Source organism: Helicobacter canis, from assembly GCF_900451095.1.
In the GTDB taxonomy this organism is placed as follows: Bacteria; Campylobacterota; Campylobacteria; order Campylobacterales; family Helicobacteraceae; genus Helicobacter_B; species Helicobacter_B zhangjianzhongii.
The window spans coordinates 1,048,996-1,065,894 of sequence record NZ_UGHV01000001.1; the positions used below are offsets into that span (position 1 = coordinate 1,048,996).

At 44.4% G+C, this 16,899-nt stretch carries 21 protein-coding genes; 18 read left to right on the plus strand and 3 right to left on the minus strand.

Features of this window, described 5'->3' with window-relative positions; translation table 11 throughout:
* Positions 1-6 precede the first annotated feature (6 nt).
* The 6 genes from DX060_RS11300 to nusB all read left to right on the plus strand — a co-directional run bounded on the left by DX060_RS11300 (position 7) and on the right by nusB (position 3,377).
* Positions 7-183, plus strand: a complete 177-nt coding sequence (locus DX060_RS11300) for a hypothetical protein (protein ID WP_181814192.1) — start codon at positions 7-9, stop codon at positions 181-183.
* Between the two features lie 148 nt (positions 184-331).
* Positions 332-979, plus strand: coding sequence for a carbonic anhydrase (locus tag DX060_RS04885; protein WP_115011414.1), 648 nt, complete (start codon positions 332-334; stop codon positions 977-979).
* Complete coding sequence (locus DX060_RS04890; protein ID WP_115011415.1) at positions 979-1,587, plus strand: hypothetical protein; 609 nt, start codon at positions 979-981, stop codon at positions 1,585-1,587. Before DX060_RS04885 ends, DX060_RS04890 begins: the two co-directional genes overlap by 1 nt.
* Before the next feature lie 45 nt (positions 1,588-1,632).
* Positions 1,633-2,475 carry a 3-deoxy-8-phosphooctulonate synthase gene (gene kdsA / locus DX060_RS04895; RefSeq protein WP_115011416.1) on the plus strand — a complete coding sequence of 281 codons (843 nt, stop codon included), beginning with the start codon at positions 1,633-1,635 and terminating at the stop codon, positions 2,473-2,475.
* Positions 2,476-2,505: 30 nt separating this feature from the next.
* A complete protein-coding gene (gene ribH / locus DX060_RS04900) occupies positions 2,506-2,970 on the plus strand; it encodes a 6,7-dimethyl-8-ribityllumazine synthase (protein ID WP_115011417.1) in 465 nt (154 codons plus the stop codon).
* On the plus strand, positions 2,970-3,377 hold the full coding sequence (gene nusB, locus DX060_RS04905) for a transcription antitermination factor NusB (RefSeq protein ID WP_115011418.1): 408 nt from the start codon (positions 2,970-2,972) through the stop codon (positions 3,375-3,377). The genes ribH and nusB overlap by 1 nt, the downstream gene beginning before the upstream one ends.
* Here nusB and DX060_RS11305 read toward each other — a convergent pair whose 3' ends face one another.
* Positions 3,378-3,521 (minus strand): hypothetical protein, encoded by a 144-nt coding sequence (locus tag DX060_RS11305; protein ID WP_181814193.1) that lies wholly within the window; start codon positions 3,519-3,521, stop codon positions 3,378-3,380.
* A gap of 26 nt (positions 3,522-3,547) precedes the next feature.
* Positions 3,548-4,021 carry an acyl-CoA thioesterase gene (locus DX060_RS04910; protein WP_115012313.1) on the minus strand — a complete coding sequence of 158 codons (474 nt, stop codon included), beginning with the start codon at positions 4,019-4,021 and terminating at the stop codon, positions 3,548-3,550.
* 83 nt (positions 4,022-4,104) lie between these two features.
* On the opposite strand from DX060_RS04910, the gene galE reads away from it, so the two are divergent.
* The 7 genes from galE to DX060_RS04940 all read left to right on the plus strand — a co-directional run bounded on the left by galE (position 4,105) and on the right by DX060_RS04940 (position 9,891).
* Positions 4,105-5,139, plus strand: coding sequence for a UDP-glucose 4-epimerase GalE (galE, locus tag DX060_RS04915; RefSeq protein WP_181814194.1), 1,035 nt, complete (start codon positions 4,105-4,107; stop codon positions 5,137-5,139).
* 15 nt (positions 5,140-5,154) lie between these two features.
* Positions 5,155-5,370, plus strand: a complete 216-nt coding sequence (locus DX060_RS04920) for a hypothetical protein (protein WP_115011420.1) — start codon at positions 5,155-5,157, stop codon at positions 5,368-5,370.
* Positions 5,371-5,464: 94 nt separating this feature from the next.
* Positions 5,465-6,028 (plus strand): hypothetical protein, encoded by a 564-nt coding sequence (locus tag DX060_RS04925; protein WP_115011421.1) that lies wholly within the window; start codon positions 5,465-5,467, stop codon positions 6,026-6,028.
* A gap of 2 nt (positions 6,029-6,030) precedes the next feature.
* Entirely contained in the window at positions 6,031-6,201 is a 171-nt protein-coding gene (locus DX060_RS11310; RefSeq protein ID WP_181814195.1) for a hypothetical protein, read from the plus strand.
* A 10-nt stretch (positions 6,202-6,211) separates the two neighbouring features.
* Positions 6,212-6,709, plus strand: coding sequence for a YbgC/FadM family acyl-CoA thioesterase (locus tag DX060_RS04930; RefSeq protein ID WP_115011422.1), 498 nt, complete (start codon positions 6,212-6,214; stop codon positions 6,707-6,709).
* A 97-nt stretch (positions 6,710-6,806) separates the two neighbouring features.
* The gene (gene gdhA, locus DX060_RS04935; protein WP_115011423.1) at positions 6,807-8,159 is read left to right on the plus strand and encodes an NADP-specific glutamate dehydrogenase; all 1,353 of its coding nucleotides are present in this window, start codon (positions 6,807-6,809) and stop codon (positions 8,157-8,159) included.
* 4 nt (positions 8,160-8,163) lie between these two features.
* On the plus strand, positions 8,164-9,891 hold the full coding sequence (locus tag DX060_RS04940; RefSeq protein WP_115011424.1) for a hypothetical protein: 1,728 nt from the start codon (positions 8,164-8,166) through the stop codon (positions 9,889-9,891).
* Between the two features lie 27 nt (positions 9,892-9,918).
* Here the strand turns inward: DX060_RS04940 and uvrB are convergent, their stop codons facing one another.
* Positions 9,919-11,895 carry an excinuclease ABC subunit UvrB gene (uvrB, locus tag DX060_RS04945; RefSeq protein WP_115011425.1) on the minus strand — a complete coding sequence of 659 codons (1,977 nt, stop codon included), beginning with the start codon at positions 11,893-11,895 and terminating at the stop codon, positions 9,919-9,921.
* Positions 11,896-11,975: 80 nt separating this feature from the next.
* Here uvrB and DX060_RS04950 point away from each other — a divergent pair, with 80 nt between their 5' ends.
* The 5 genes from DX060_RS04950 (at position 11,976) to ccoO (ending at position 16,895) form a co-directional block, all read left to right on the plus strand.
* Positions 11,976-12,224 carry a DUF904 domain-containing protein gene (locus DX060_RS04950; protein WP_115011426.1) on the plus strand — a complete coding sequence of 83 codons (249 nt, stop codon included), beginning with the start codon at positions 11,976-11,978 and terminating at the stop codon, positions 12,222-12,224.
* Positions 12,166-12,681, plus strand: coding sequence for a hypothetical protein (locus DX060_RS04955; RefSeq protein WP_147278778.1), 516 nt, complete (start codon positions 12,166-12,168; stop codon positions 12,679-12,681). Before DX060_RS04950 ends, DX060_RS04955 begins: the two co-directional genes overlap by 59 nt.
* On the plus strand, positions 12,681-14,612 hold the full coding sequence (locus tag DX060_RS04960) for a primosomal protein N' (protein ID WP_115011428.1): 1,932 nt from the start codon (positions 12,681-12,683) through the stop codon (positions 14,610-14,612). Before DX060_RS04955 ends, DX060_RS04960 begins: the two co-directional genes overlap by 1 nt.
* Before the next feature lie 112 nt (positions 14,613-14,724).
* Positions 14,725-16,191: a cytochrome-c oxidase, cbb3-type subunit I gene (gene ccoN / locus DX060_RS04965; protein ID WP_115011429.1), complete on the plus strand. Its 1,467-nt coding sequence runs from the start codon at positions 14,725-14,727 to the stop codon at positions 16,189-16,191.
* A gap of 17 nt (positions 16,192-16,208) precedes the next feature.
* Complete coding sequence (gene ccoO / locus DX060_RS04970; RefSeq protein WP_115011430.1) at positions 16,209-16,895, plus strand: cytochrome-c oxidase, cbb3-type subunit II; 687 nt, start codon at positions 16,209-16,211, stop codon at positions 16,893-16,895.
* Positions 16,896-16,899 lie beyond the last annotated feature (4 nt).

Sequence of the window (16,899 nt, forward strand, 5' to 3'; positions counted from 1 at the left end):
ATCTCCTTGCGCGGCTTGAAAACAAGCGAAGCGGTGCAAGGCGCAGCCGCAGCAGGTTTCTTTAGTAAAAGCCGCGATTCTAGCTCCACAATCCTAGAATCCCGCAGCGGCTTTACAGAACAAGCCGAAATCCTAGAATCCACTTTTGAAAGCCCCACCGCAATCCTTAGAATCGTGCGGTAGTAAAACGGACTTTGTGAAGCAAACCAAGCTTTTTGAAGTAAAACAGACTTTGAAAGTCAAACTCCTTCAAAAGTGGATTCTAGGGCTATGGCAATGTTTAACCGCTATATGCTAAAATAGCGATATTTACGATACATCAAGGGTATATATGAAAGAGCTATTTGAAGGGGCGATTAAGTTCCAAGAAGAAGATTTCGCCGCGCATAAAGATTTATATGAGTCGCTAAAGCAGCACCAAGATCCACACACGCTTTTTATCACTTGTGTGGATTCTCGTGTCGTGCCTAATCTCATCACCAATACAAAGCCCGGGGATTTGTTTGTCGTGCGTAATGTGGGCAATATCGTTCCGCCTTATAAAGAATCACAAGCTTTGCGCGAGGGCTTTTTGGCTACGACAGCGGCGATTGAATACGCGCTGACTATTTTAGAGATACAAAATATCATTATCTGTGGGCATAGTAACTGCGGGGCGTGCGAGTTTGTCTATGAGCCGCCCAAAAAGCTTGATGAGACGCCGTATGTGAAAAAGTGGCTAAGACTCCTTGACCCTGTGAAAGACAAAGTGCAAGCCCTAAAGCCTAGCTCTAAATCTAAGCGCACTTGGCTTACAGAGCTTATCAATATCGAGCAGCAGCTAGAAAATCTTATGAGCTATCCCTTTGTGGAGGAGCGGTTTGATAGGGGGGAGCTGCGCGTGTATGGGTGGTATTACATCATCGAGACAGGCGAGATTCTCAACTACAATATGATTAAACGCGAGTTTAAGCCCATTGTCCAAAAGGAGAAAAAGTAGTGCCAAAGCCTTATGTGCCATTTTTTGTGCGTTTTGTGGCTTTGGTGCTGTTAGGCTTTTGCACACTTTGGGCAAAATCTAGTGAAGCTAGAGAGCTTTTTAATGCGATGAATATGCAGGTATGGCTTGATACTACGGCTATGGAGCTACAAGATATGCAGCATAAAGCACAGGTATCAACTTGCTTAAGCCAAGCAAGTAAAAAAGCCTTTAAAAGCACAATGACAAGGGCGAGAAAATTTGTCCAAAAAGATGGCAAAGGCTTCTTGCTGCACGCGCTAGATACCCTCCCCTACAAAGCCGAGCTTTTAGCCGCGCTGCAAACGCCATCTGGCAGAAAACTTAGCGATGCGCTTGCTAGCAAAAATACAAGTATGTTTAGTTGTAGATTCCAGCATTTTGCCGAGTATGAGGGCTTTTGGAATGATGCATTTAGCTTGCAAGATATGCAGGCTTTGACAGAGGAGATTATGCGGCTTGCGCCGAGTTTTGCCAAAGAGTATGGCGCGCTTGCTTCTATGTTTTTTGACACAATAGGATCTAAGGAGCTAGATTCTATGGCTAGTGAGCTTGCGGGCTGTGCGATTAAGTTTGAGAAGTGCCATTAGTGTAAAGACCTTATAATTGCAGCTATGTTAAATCAAGGATACAAAATGAAAGAGAGAGAAAAACAAGATCAAGCAAAAAATAAGTTAAGCATTTTTTGCGGTCCTTGTGTGATAGAGAGCCGTGAGCAGCTGCAGCGTATCGCTGCTGGGCTGGCGTTTTTGCAGAAGCGCGATGATTGTGAGCTTTACTTCAAGGCTAGCTTTGATAAGGCAAATCGCACGAGCCTTGAGAGCTATCGCGGTCCGGGGCTTGATGAAGGGCTTAAAATGCTAGAGTCTATCAAAAAAGAGTTTGGCTATAAGCTTATCACCGATATACACGAGTCCCACCAAGCAGCCGCGCTTGCAGAGGTGGTCGATGTGATCCAGATCCCGGCGTTTTTGTGCAGGCAGACAGATTTAATCATAGCTGTGGCAAAGACAAAGGCGCAGATCAATATCAAAAAAGGGCAGTTTATGAGCCCAAAAGATATGCGATATAGCGCGCTTAAAGCCATTAAAACACGCGGTGGCACAGAGGCTAGCTACCTAGAATCCAATAAATATGGGCTATGTCTTACAGAGAGAGGATCTAGCTTTGGCTATGGGAATTTGGTCGTAGATATGCGCTCGCTTGTGATTATGCGGGAGTTTGCGCCTGTGATTTTTGATGTAACCCATAGCGTGCAAATGCCCGGTATGGGCGATGGGAAAAGTAGCGGAGATAGCTCCTTTGCGCCTTATCTTGCGCGAGCAGCAGCGGCTGTGGGGGTTGATGGATTTTTTATTGAAACACATTATGATCCAGCAAATGCGCTAAGTGATGGGGCAAATATGATCGCCCTAGATAAGCTGACTAGGCTTTTTGATGAGATTTTTGCCATTAGAAATGCGCTTAATATGCGCTAAAATACGCAAATTTATAAGAAAGGATTGATGATGAGAATACTTGAAGGAAAGATCATTTTACAAGGTGATGAAAAGGTGGCGATTATCTGCTCTAGGTTTAATCACATCATTACAGATCGCTTGGTAGAAGGTGCCAAAGATAGCTTCTTGCGCCACGGAGGCAATGCTGATTTGCTTGATATTGTGCTAGCTCCGGGGGCGTGGGAGCTGCCATTTGTGCTTGATCGCTTGCTGAAAAAGGGCGGCTACCAAGGGATATGCGCGCTAGGAGCGGTGATACGAGGTGGGACGCCGCATTTTGACTATGTGAGTGCGGAGACGACCAAGGGTATCGCTAATACAACCTTGCAGCACGGAGTCCCCGTGAGCTTTGGCGTGCTTACGACTGATAATATCGAGCAGGCAATTGATAGAGCAGGGGCAAAAGTGGGGAACAAGGGCTTTGAAGCGATGAATTCACTCATTGAGCTTATGGATTTGTGCAGGGTATTGTAATGGCGACTAGGACACAAGCGCGTGAAGCTGTCGTGGGGCTGTTGTATGCGTATGAGTGCGGTAATACTGCCATTATGCAAAGCGCGCCACATATCCTGCAAGATCGCAAGATCAAAAACAAGCAGCAAGACTTCGCGCTAGGGCTTTTGGGTGGAGTGCTAGAGCGATTTGAGGCACTAAGTGGCGAGGTGGCAAAGCATTTGAAAGAATGGGATTTTGACAGGCTAGGACAGATGGAGAAAAATATCTTGCGGCTTGGGGCGTATGAGATGCTATATACCCAGACAGATGCGCCAATCATCATCAATGAAGCTATCGAGCTAGCCAAAATCTATGGAGAGGATAATGCCCCAAAGCTTGTCAATGCTGTGCTTGATGCTATCTCTAAGCAAGGCAGACAGATCTAGCTAGATCTGTCTAGCTAGGTTATGCCTAGAATCCACTTTGCCTACTTTTGTCTCCACGCGTTTTTGTGTGTTTGCTTCATTGCAGGCGGATTGTCGATCTGTGTAGCTTAATTTGTGTGGCAATGCTTGCACACTAGAATCCACTTTTGCGCAAAAGTGGATTCTAGTAATTATGATCTGCTTGTATTGCGTAGCTCTCTGCGCTTAATCGCTGCTTCATAGCGTCTTTTTTCTACTTGGTTTCTTGGCTCTAGCTGTGGGATTGGCACGGATTTGCCGTCTTTGAAAGCTACCATTGTGAAATAGCAGCTCACGCAATGCATTACAAACCGCTCTTTGATATTCTCACTAATGACCTTGATCCCCACCTCGCAGCTTGTTTTGCCGGTGTGATTTACACTAGCTAGAAATGTCAGTAGTGTGCCGATGGGGATTGGCTGGCGGAATGTAACAGAATCTACACTAAGCGTTACTACACCCACTCCGCAATACCTAGTCGCGCACGCATAAGCCACTTGATCTAGAATCTTAAGCAGCTCGCCGCCGTGCATAAGTCCGCTAAAATTTGCCATTGAAGGGGTTACTAAGATATTCATTGTAAGAGAGCGATTGTCGGTAAGATCCGATAGCGATTGATTATCCATATAATAGCCTTTGTGATTTGGTGAGTGCTGATTGTAACATACTTTGTTATAATCAAGCTTTGATTTTTTATAAAGGCACATTGATGACACTTTTATGCACAGGCGCAGCAGGCTATATCGGCTCACATACGGCTATGGCATTTTTGGAGCAGACAGATTCTAGGCTTATTATCATTGATGATTTACGCACAGGATTTAGGCAAAATATCGCTATCTTGCAAGCGCGCTATCCTGATAGGGTAGAGTTTGTGGAGATGGATTTTGGCAATCGCACTTTGCTTGAGGCACTCTTTAAGCGCAGTGAGATCACAGGTGTGCTGCACTTTGGCGCGAGCCTCATCGTAGGAGAATCCGTCCAAAAGCCGCTTGCGTATTATCACAATAATGTCGCAAATGCTATCGCGCTGTTTGAGATATGCGTGCGCTTTGGGGTGGAGTATTTTATATTTTCTTCCACAGCAGCAGTGTATGGCGAGCCGGATTCTAGGCTTATCCCTGTGTGTGAGAGCGCACCGCTAGCTCCTATCAATCCCTATGGTAGCTCAAAGATGATGGTAGAGCTTATACTGCAAGATCTTGCCAAAATCTCTTCTATGCGCTATGTGGCTTTGCGCTACTTCAATGTCGCAGGGGCTAGTATGGGCAATACCACAAGCCTGCTCGCCCAAGATCAAGCCCTAGGGCAGCGGAGCAAAAACGCCACACACTTAATCAAAGTAGCCCTAGAGTGCGCCACGGGCAAAAGGGCTGGTATGAGTATCTTTGGCGATGATTATCCTACGCCTGATGGCACTTGTATCCGTGATTATATCCATATCGATGACTTGGCAGCCGCGCACTTAAGCGCGCTTAGATTCTTGCAAGCAGGTGGGGATAGCGCGGTGTTTAATGTCGGCTATAATCGCGGATATAGTGTCAAAGAAGTGATTGAGTGCGTGAAGCGTGTAAGCGGCGTGGATTTCGCCACGCAGATCGCCCCTAGGCGTGCAGGTGATCCAGCTGAGCTTATTGCTAGCAATGCGTTATTAAAGCAGCAGACGCATTGGCAGCCTAGATATGATGATCTAGCTGTGATTGTGCGCAGTGCGTATGAGTTTGAAAAAGCACTAAAAGCCTAGAATCCAGGAGCGGCAATGGCACTTTGTGGATTTTGCAAGAGATTTAGATTCCGCTTGAGTGATGTTGTGTTTATGGTGATTGCGTGCGTGGGTTTTTATTTTGTCTATACGCAGTATTTTAATGGCATTAAGCAGGAGCGACTAGAGAGAAAAGAGGCGTTTAAAGCCTTGCAAAAGGCTTGCTTAATGGGCGATGATGAAGCGTGCAAAAAAGTTTATGACAATAAGTAAGTAGTAGAATTTAGCGCAAGTGGTTTGCGAGTAGCCTGAATGTTTGCTTTATAGTGTATAATGCTTGGATTCTACCATCTTACAAGGAGTTTATATGCGGTTTGGATATGTGATGAAAGATTCTTTAGTGGCTCTTGCTGCTAGTTGCGTGCTAGGTGTGTTGCTAAGTGGGTGCTTTGCTGATAAAGAAGCAAGTATAGAATCTGCTAAGGCTACTTTGCAATGTGATAGGCTTAATGGTGCTACCATTGAAAAGCCAGAAGTCAATGAGCTAAATATCTCAGCAGATCACATCGCGCTCGCGCTATTTCCAAAGGTCGATGAGATTTGTAGCAAGCTTGATAAGCGATATGCACTTAGCGTGCAGTATGAAACAAAGCTTGATGAAGCCACTAGCACGACAAAGCTCACTGCCAAAGAGACAAAAACAGCTATCGTGCGTGTAATACTTGGGCTCACTAATCCAGAGCAAGAATACACATTTAAAGGCGCAGCGCAGCTAGAAGCTAGTGGCAAAAAGGTGCTTGACATTGGTGAGAGTGTGCAGATTGACAATAAAGACAAGAAAATGCTTGTAGAGCAAGCCGTGCAAGCTGCTATCAATGAGGCAAAGAAGGTCTTTAAAAAAGACATAGAGCTTGAGCGGTCAAAGGATTGATGATGAGACAGATTGTAGCATTAGCCCTTGTGGCAAGTGTGGTGCTTGGGCTTAGTGCGTGTGCGAAAAAGCCTCGCGCACAAGGGAGCTTTAGCGCGAGTGAGTGCAAAAGTATCTGTGATAAAAACGGCTGCAATACACGCTGTATCAGCGCAGATGGTAGCTTCAAGTAGATTCTAACTTATGCAAATACGCATCTACTACGAAGATACGGATTGCGGGGGGATTGTCTATCATACAAATTACATTAAATATTGTGAGCGTGCGAGAAGTGAGGTGTTTTTCCGTGTTGGAGAGCTGCCCTCAAGTGGGACTTGTGGCTTTGTCGTAAGTGCGCTAGAGGCGAAGTTTTTAGGCTTTGCTAGGCTTGGAGATGTTTTGTGGGTGCAAACACAAATGCGCAAGCTAGGGCGTGTGCAAATTCTCTTGCGTCAGCGGATTTATGTGCTACCCACGCAGACTAATCGCCCACAAGGGCTTAATGACCTACCAAATCTCCAGAATCTAGCTAGCCCACAGCCCAAAGACTTTGGCGAGAGTTTAGGACAGACCTTAATGCAGGAGCGATGTGTTTTTGATGTGCTTGTGCGTATGGGCTATGTCGATGTCGCGACACAAAATCCAGCCCAGATTCCGCAGAAATTCATCGATTTACTTACCCTGCTTCCTAGAGATTCTTAAGTATAATTTTTACTACATTATAAATTTTAGCATTATAAAAGCTAGGAAATAGCATAATGCACGCGGCCTTCCAATTTCATACTTTAAGGAGCTTTCAATGTCTTACTCTACTCGAATTCTTACGGCTTTAAAAGAAAAGAACCCTTCACAAAATGAATTTCATCAGGCTGTGGAGGAGGTGTTGATTTCGCTTGCTCCTTTATTTGATAAGGAAAAAAAATACGAGAAGCACGCGATTTTGGAGCGTATTGTCATACCAGAGCGACAAGTCATCTTCCGTGTGCCTTGGGTTGATGATAGTGGGAAAATTTGCGTAAATTATGGCTATCGTGTGCAGTTTAATACCGCCATTGGACCATACAAAGGCGGGCTTAGATTCCACCCTAGTGTCAATCTAGGCGTGATCAAATTCCTAGGCTTTGAGCAGATTTTGAAAAACTCTCTTACTACGCTTGCTATGGGTGGCGGTAAAGGCGGAAGTGATTTTGATCCAAAGGGCAAGAGTGATAATGAAGTAATGCGCTTTTGCCAAAGCTTTATGAATGAGCTCTATCGCCATATCGGTGCGCATACAGATGTCCCTGCTGGGGATATTGGCGTAGGCGGACGCGAGATCGGCTATCTCTTTGGGCAGTATAAAAAATTGACAAATCGCTTTGATGGTGTGCTGACAGGCAAGGGACTTAATTGGGGTGGCTCACTTGTGCGCCCTGAAGCTACCGGCTATGGCTGTGTGTATTTCGCCCAAGAGATGCTAAAAGAGCGAGGTGAGAGCTTAGAGGGTAAAGTCTGCACGATTTCTGGGGCTGGCAATGTGGCTATCTACACGATTGAAAAACTCTATCAAGTCGGCGCACTTCCTGTAACAGCGAGCGATTCTAAGGGTATGATTTATGATAAAGAAGGCATTGATGTGGCATTGCTAAAAGAGATCAAAGAAGTCAAGCGAGAGTCCCTAGAATCCTATGCTAAGATCAAAAAGAGTGCGCAATACACACCTGTAAGCGCGTATGAAGAGGGCTGCAATGGTGTGTGGGCTATCCCTTGTTTTGCGGCATTCCCAAGTGCTACGCAAAATGAGCTAAGCCAAAAAGATGCCAAAATCCTGCTCCAAAATGGCTGTAAATGTGTAAGCGAAGGTGCTAATATGCCTTCAACCAATGAAGCTATCGAGCTATTTTTGCAAGCGAAAATCTGCTATGGACCGGGCAAGGCGGCAAATGCTGGAGGCGTAGCGGTAAGTGGGCTAGAGATGGCACAAAATGCAAGTATGAATCCGTGGAGCTTTGAAGTGGTGGATTCTCACTTGCATAGAATTATGGAAAGCATTTTTGCTAATGCTAGTGCAACAGCAAAAGAGTTTGGCGATCCTACAAATCTTGTGCTTGGTGCAAATATCGCTGGCTTCCGCAAAGTGGCAGATGCGATGATTGATCAAGGGGTTGTGTAAATTTATGGCACAAGCACACATAGTATCTGTCGCACGCGTGGGTATTGTGTGTGCGCTGCTAGGGATTGCTGGGCTGTTTTTAGGCTGTGATGATAGTGCCTCCAAAGAGTCAAACCCCACCGCAACGCCTAAAGATGCACAAGCACTCTCTACCCCAGAAAGCAAGCTTATAGAACTAGCTCCCATACAAAATGGCGAGATCACTACATATCTTATCTATGAAGTTACATCTAAGACCGCAATCTCCCCCACTACGCGTCAAGCCAAAGCAAAAAGCCCAAGCCCCTATCGTGCGAGACTCTATATCAAACGGCAGGATTCTCGTATCCTTAGCGTGGCATTTTTAGCTAATGGCAATCGATTTTTATGCGATTTGCACAGCACATTAGAAACAAACGAGCTTGGGGTGGCTAATGGCACGCTTGATTGTCAAAAGCTTTTTACCGCAGTGCTTGAGCAAGGAGAGCTGACAAGCCCTAAGCTCATCACCCAGAATCTAGCAAGCCTTTTGCCTCAAAAAGACATTAGCGATATTGCCAATGCCACCACACCTACAACCGCGAATTTGCGCTTAATCTCATCATTTAGCACGCGTGCTTATACTTTCATACAAATCGATTCTACCAATACGCGGGGCATACGACTTGATAGTATTTGCTCGCCAGATCCCCAGATACAAAAAATCATCAATTCTTCAATGGCGGATTATCTTAAGCTTTTGCGTATCCCAGAGCCCAAATCCTGCACCCAAGCAAACGCTGCTTTTGTGCAAATCACACAAGCTATGCTAAAGCAACTTACTAGAGAAGCTCGTGGGATACAATATTATGGCTATGGGGTGGATTTTTTTGATGAGAGATTTTTGCAAATGTATAAAAACACCTATGTGGGATTATCATCTGCTACGCTTGCGCACAATATCAAGCATTTGCTCTATTACCAAAAGGGTAAGTCCGTAGCCCTAGATAGCGAGCTATTTGTCAAGGGCAAGACACTTGATAAGCTCCACCAAATCCTAGAATCCAAATATCAGCAGTTTTTGCGATCCAATCCACAATGCCAAGCTATGCCAGATTTGATTCGCACATATCGCCCAGATGTAGCGATGAGTGATGATGGGCTATCTTTCATCTATATGCCTTCTAATATCACTACGCACAAGTGCAATACAATCACGCTAGATTTTCATCTATATGAATTACGAGATGCGATCCCACAAACAAGTGTTATATATGCTTTGGTAGCGCGCTCTAAGGCTCCATTGCCGCAGGAAAACACTCTTGATACTCTCTATCTTGAATGCGGAAAGTGCGCACTTATGACCAAACATACACAAAAGCAGATTCTAGCCTTGCGCAAGGCTCTTAATGATGAGCAGTTTTATGAAAAAACAAGCAAGAAAGACATTGATAAAGAGCTTTTAGCTCACTATGATATTAGCCTATATTCATCAATCTATAATGGCGATTATACTGCTATTGATTTTAATCACAAGTATTTGCTTGATCTAAGTGCGTTAGATTCTACAAATGCGTATTATATTCTCTATACAGATGGGAAAGCTCCGTATTGTATGCAAGATACTAATGATAATGCAGAGATCATCAAGTATTTTTCCATTAGCGATACGATAGAGACAAAGGGGCGTAGCGTGCCTATTGATACATATTTGCAGCAAAATCACATTGATATGCGCGCTAATCCCTGCACCAAGCACGCAAAATCCATCTAGCTAGATTCTAGTGAGTGCTAGCAATGACTATATCGTGCGGATTTTGGCGATTTCATCGCGGATTCTAGCGGCTTCTTCAAACTCTAGTGCCTTGGCGGCTTGGTGCATTTTGTGCTGTAAGTCTTTAATGATTGCTTCTTTTTCAGCCTTGGGGAGCTTGCGTAGCTTGCTCGCTTTCTCATAGAGTGTGCTAGAGCTCTCTAGGCGCAATTCTTCTTCGACACCGCGAGCGACACTTCTTGGCGTGATATTATGCTCTTTGTTAAATGCCTCTTGTTTAGCTCGGCGATAGTCTGTGGTCTCAAACGCCCTTTGCATAGAGCCTGTGATTTTTTTCGCATATAAAATCACCTTGCCATTGACATTCCTAGCTGCTCTCCCCATTGTTTGTATAAGGCTTGTCTCACTGCGTAAGAATCCTTCTTTATCCGCGTCCATTATCGCTATAAGGCTCACTTCCGGCAGATCCAGCCCTTCACGCAAGAGATTTATCCCAATCAGCACATCAAACTCCCCTAATCGCAGTGAGCGGATAAGGTGATTTCGCTCAATGGCGTCAATATCGCTATGCATATACCGCACCTTAATGCCTAACTCCCCATAATACTTGCTTAATTCTTCTGCCATTTTTTTCGTCAGTGTAGTGATAAGCACGCGTTCATTACTCGCTACCCGCAAGCGTATCTCATCATATAAATCAAGCACTTGATTATCACTATCTCGCACTTCATAGAGCGGATCTAAAAGCCCTGTGGGGCGGATAATCTGCTCGGCAATATGACTTTGACTAAGCTCTAGCTCTAATTGTGCAGGGGTAGCGGAGACAAAGAGAAAATGCGGTGCTTTGTTGATAAACTCATCAAACCGCAAAGGGCGATTATCTAGCGCACTAGGCAGTCTAAAGCCATATTCTACAAGCACTTCCTTGCGGCTTCTATCCCCAGCATACATTCCGCCAAATTGCGGCAAACTCACATGAGATTCATCAACGATGATGAGATAGGGTCTGCCCTTTTGCTCAAAATAATCTAGCAAAGAGTAGGGCGTCTCCCCCGGGGCTTTGCCTGTAAGATGTCTTGCGTAGTTTTCAATGCCCTTACAAATGCCTGATTCTCTAATCATCTCTAAATCAAACTCCGTGCGTCCTTTAAGCCTTGTGTATTCCACCATTTTATCTGCTCTCTCAAATTCCGCAAGCCTAGAATCCAGCTCTGCTTCAATATTGCTCAAAGCCTGCTGCAAGCGATTTGCTCCTACGATAAACTGATTTGCCGCATATAGCACGATACTTTGTGTATCGCGGATTTTGACTCGCTCTAGCTCGTCCCATATACTAATGGATTCTACCTCATCGCCAAAAAACTCTATCCGCACAAACTCCCTCTCATTATACGCAGGAAACACATCGATACTCTCGCCATTTACGCGGAAGTTACCCCGCTCAAACACCACATCATTACGGGTATATCCCATATCCACAAGCTTGGTCAGCAAGGCTTTGTAGCTTCGCTCCTGTCTTGCTTCTATTTTTTCTATCATTGTGAGATATTCTTGCGGATTGCCTAGCCCATAGTTTGCTGATACTGAAGCTATCACAATCACATCATCATAGGCTAGCAGTGAAGTCGTGGCTGAAAGGCGCAGTCGCTCTAGCTCATCATTGATACTAGAATCCTTTTCTATAAACAAATCTCGGCGTGGGATATAGGCTTCTGGCTGATAATAATCAAAGTGGCTGATAAAATACTCCACTTTATTGTTAGGGAAAAAGCCCTTAAACTCGCTATATAGCTGGGCGGCTAGGGTTTTGTTATGCGTCATAATGAGTGTGGGGAGATTGAGCTTTGCGATGATATTTGCCATCGTGTAAGTTTTCCCACTGCCTGTAACGCCCACAAGCGTGGAATACTTCGCACCCCGTGCGATAGAATCTGTAATTTTTGCGATGGCTTGAGGCTGATCGCCTGCTGGAGAGTAGGGAGAGTGTAGGAGAAATTGCGCCATTTGGGATAGCCTTTAGAGAAAAATTGGTTACAATTATAGCTAAGTGTCTATAATGCATACCATTTCTTTAAGGAACACCAATGCCATCAATCACCCAACTTGAAGAAAAAATCTCCGCTCTGCTTGCTGCCTATGATAGCGCGATGATCGAGCTAGAATCCTTGCGCAAGGAGCTAAACACACTCAAAGCAGAGTCCAGCCAAAAAGATCTGCAAATCTCTGCACTTTATGAAGAGATCGGCAATCGCGATCGCGCCGTAGAATCCTTGTATGACAAAATCTCCACCACGCTTGCAAGCAAGCAAACTCCAAAGGCAGATGATGAATGAGCAGCTAGAGGTGCGGATCTCTGGGAGAGACTTTGGCATATCGCTTAAAGGCTACAATGAGCAAGCAAACAAAGAAATACGCGAGCTATTTGCCAACAAGGGCGATACGGATCTGCTCGCACTTTTGCGGGCGTATTTAGATGTCGTGCATAAAAAATGCGAGCTAGAGTATAGAATCCAAAAAGTGGATTCTAGGATTGATATGAGTATGCAAAAGCACGCATTATTAGAGCAAGCCAAACAAGAAGCATTGCAAGAGGAAATAGTCAAAGAAGAAATAGCCCAAGAAAAACAAGAGCAAGTATCGCAAGAAACAATCAAGCAAGATTCTGCACGCGATATTTATCAATCTCACAAAACGCTCGATATGCCTATATCCACGCAGAGAGCGATAAGCTTGTTTGATGAGCTTCCTAGCACACAAGAGCATCTCGCGCACAAAGACACCATAGCCTAATGTTTTTCTACCATATCGCACCGCTTGGGGTGCGCTCGCCTTTGCTCACCTACACGGCTAGGACACCGCTTCTACCCGGCACGCTTGTAGGCATAGAGGTGCGTAAGAAAATCTATGATGGCGTAGTGATTACACAGACACAAGCACCAGATTTTACTTGTAAAGATATTCTTGATGTGCGGGGGTATTTTGGCAGTGTGCAGCGATTTTTAGCGCGTTTTATCGCCTACTACTATCGTGCAAGCCTGCCAGAATCCTATAAGCTCTTTCTTGCTTTCACGCCCGCGCCTGCCCCTATACCAAAGCCCTATAAGCACACTCCAGCCCCAAATGCGCTGCGATTTTGTGAGCTGCCTTTATGCGCTAGGCTCTCTGTGGCACAAAAGCAGCAAATTGTATCTGCGCTACCTAGTCTAAATCCCCAGCAAGAAAAAGCCTATGCATTTATAGAATCTAAGCCTTTGAGCCTGCTCTTTGGCGATACAGGCTCTGGGAAGACAGAGATTTACTTCCACTGCATAGCACAAGCTTTATGTCGCGATAAAGCCGCCTTGTTTCTTATGCCAGAAATTGCTCTAACTCCACAGACTTTAGCAAGACTGCAGAATGTGTTTGGGGATTGCGTGGCACTCTGGCATAGCAAAATCACCCCGAGTAAGAAAAAGCAGATTCTACAAGGCTTGCATAATCAGCAGATAAAAATCATCGCCGGAGCCAGAAGCGCGCTATTTTTACCACTTGCACGCCTTGGGGTAATCATTGTCGATGAAGAGCACGATGATGCGTATAAATCAATGAGTAATCCACGCTACAATGCTAGGGATCTAGCTATCTTGCTTGGCAGGCAGGCAGGCATTAAAGTCGTGCTAGGCTCTGCTACCCCAAGCCTTACAAGCTACAAACGCGCCAAAGATGGCGGCTATCTTTTCCGCTTAAAAGGTGGATTCTACCGCGCGCAAAAAGAATTTATCCTAGAATCCACTTTTGCACAACTAAGCTATAACTTACAGCAGCATATAAAAGCTGTGCTAAAGCAGCAAAAGCAAGCTATCATCTTTGTCCCTACACGCGCGAATTTTAAGGCATTGCTATGCTTGGAGTGTGGCTATGGCTTTGTTTGTCCATTTTGCAGTGTGAATATGAGCGTGCATTTATCGCGTGATATGCTATGTTGTCATTATTGTGATTATAAAGAGGTGTTGCCTAATCTTTGCCCTGAATGCAAAGGAAACAATCTTTCAAACAAACGCATTGGCACAGCACAGGTTGCTGCTGATTTGCAAGAGCTCTATCCGCAAGCAAGGATTAGCATATTTGATCGAGATCATATTACCACAGCAAAGAAGCTTACAGATGTGCTTAGTGCGTTTAAGTCTAGGGAGATTGATATTCTTGTAGGCACGCAAATGTTAAGCAAAGGGCACGATTATCACAATGTCGCATTTGTGGGTGTGGTGGGGATTGATTATATCTTGCAGGGTGGGGATTTTCGTAGCCTTGAGCGAGGGGTGAGCTTGCTACATCAAATCGCTGGACGCACTGGGCGCAAAGATAATGGCAGGGTATTTATCCAAAGCTTGCAAAGCGAGTGGCTTAAAGGGTTTTTGGACGATTATGAGGTGTTTTTACAATGGGAGCTTATGCATCGCAGCACGGCGTATCCGCCCTTTAAGCGGCTTGCTATGATCCATTGCGATCATCGCTCTCAAGCAAAAGCGCAAGAGAATATGCTGGCAATTTTGCAAGCTTTGCAGCAGCGCAGCGAGAGTGCGGCTACAATCCTAGGGTATGGGGCAAATGCGATTGAGCGCATAGCGGGCAAGTGGCGATTTCATATTTTATTGCACGCCCAAAAGCATAGTGATATTTTGCGTGTGTTAGAGAGTTTAGGCGACTTGGAAGTCGATATTGATTGCATTGATACGCTATAGGGATATTTGGTTAATCAAAGATTAACTTTACCCAACCAAAAAGCAAAATTTAAGACTACAAAAGGGAAAAATAAGCTAGAATAATCGCAATTTCTTACAAAAAGGAGAGAAAATGCAGAGCAATGCGGTCTTAGAATATGACTATTCTATAGCAAAATTGTTTTTATACTCCACCTTGGCGTTCGGGTTTATCGGTATGCTTATTGGTGTAGTTCTTGCGTTTCAGTTGGCGTTTCCAGATCTAAACTATATTGCTGGTGAATATGGTATTTTTGGTAGATTGCGACCATTACACACAAATGGGATTATTTATGGTTTCACGCTAAGTGGGATTTGGGCAGCTTGGTATTATTTGGGGCAAAGGGTGCTTAAGATCACTTATCATCAACATCCGTTTTTGAAATTTGTGGGCTTGGCGCATTTTTGGATCTATATCGCACTACTTGTGCTAGCGGTTATTACATTGTTTGCTGGGATTACGCAGTCTAAGGAGTATGCGGAGCTAGCGTGGCCACTTGACTTGCTTGTAGTTGTGGTCTGGGTGCTTTGGGGCGTTAGTATGTTTGGCTCTATGGGTGTGCGCAGAGAAAATGTGATTTATATTTCTCTGTGGTATTTCATCGCTACTTTTACTGCGATTGCTGTGCTTTTTATTTTTAACAACCTTGCTATTCCTACTTATTTTGTCGCTGGGACAGGGAGTATTTGGCACTCAATTTCACTCTATGCAGGGAGCAATGATGCGCTTATCCAGTGGTGGTGGGGACACAATGCCGTGGCATTTGTTTTCACATCTGGGATCATTGGTGTGATGTATTATTTCTTGCCAAAAGAATCAGGGCAGAGTATATTTTCTTATAAACTTACTTTGTTCTCATTTTGGAGCTTGATGTTTATCTATATTTGGGCGGGTGGGCACCATGTGATCTACTCCACCGTGCCTGATTGGGTGCAAACGCTTGGTATGGTGTTTTCTGTGATTTTGATTCTGCCTTCTTGGGGGACTGCAGTTAATATGCTACTTACTATGCGTGGGCAATGGCATCAGCTTAAAGAATCACCATTGATAAAATTCCTTATGCTAGCTGCTACATTCTATATGCTCTCCACGCTTGAAGGACCGATCCAATCAATCAAGTCTGTCAATGCGCTTGCGCACTTTACGGATTGGATTGTTGGACATGTGCATGATGGCGTGCTAGGCTGGGTAGGATTCACCATTATTGCAGCTTCTTATCATATGCTTCCTAGAATGTATAAGCGAGAAATTTACTCACGCAAGATTATGGATATACAATTTTGGATTATGACAATTGGTATTGTATTCTACTTCTCAAGTATGTGGATCGCTGGTATCACACAGGGTATGATGTGGAGAGATGTGGATCAAAATGGCTATCTTGCTTATCAATTTATCGATACAGTAAGCGTGCTATTCCCATACTATTTGATACGAGCAATTGGTGGGACAATGTATCTTATTGGTTTTGTGATGTTTATCTACAATGTCATAATGACTATCACAGCAGCAAGACAACTAGAGAGTGAGCCTAAATCAGCCTCACCTATGGCTGCATAAGCGTGTAAGGAGAAAATATGTTTAGTTGGTTAGAAAAGAATCCATTCTTTTTCACGGTGGCGTTTTTGATCGTATTTTCTATCGCTGGGTTGGTGGAGATTCTCCCAGACTTTTCTAAGTCTTCACGCCCTCTTGTTGGGCTTAAGCCTTACTCTCTGCTAGAGACTGCAGGGCGACAAGTTTATATTAATGAGGGTTGTTATAACTGCCATTCACAGCTTATTCGCCCATTTTTAGCAGAAACTGATCGTTATGGTATGGCAAGCATAAATGGCGAGTATGCTTATGATCGCCCATTCTTGTGGGGATCTAAGCGCACGGGTCCAGATCTTCATCGTATTGGTGATAGCAGAACAACAGATTGGCACGAAAAGCATATGCTTGATCCTAAAAGTGTTGTCCCTGCTTCTATAATGCCAGCATATAAGCATCTCTATGCCAAAAATGCGGATTTTGAGACAGCGTATGCTGAGGCTTATACACAGATGAAAGTTTTTGCTGTGCCGTATAACACAGAAGGTGGCGTTGCCATTGGGGAAAATATTGAAGAAGCTAAGAAAATCTACCTGCAAGAAGCCCAAGCAATTGTCGATGATATGAAATCTCAAGAAATCAAAGAAGCTTTGGAAAAAGGCGAAGTGAAAGAGATTGTGGCGTTGATCGCTTATCTTAATAGCTTGGGGCAAGCGCGTAGGACAAAATAAGCGG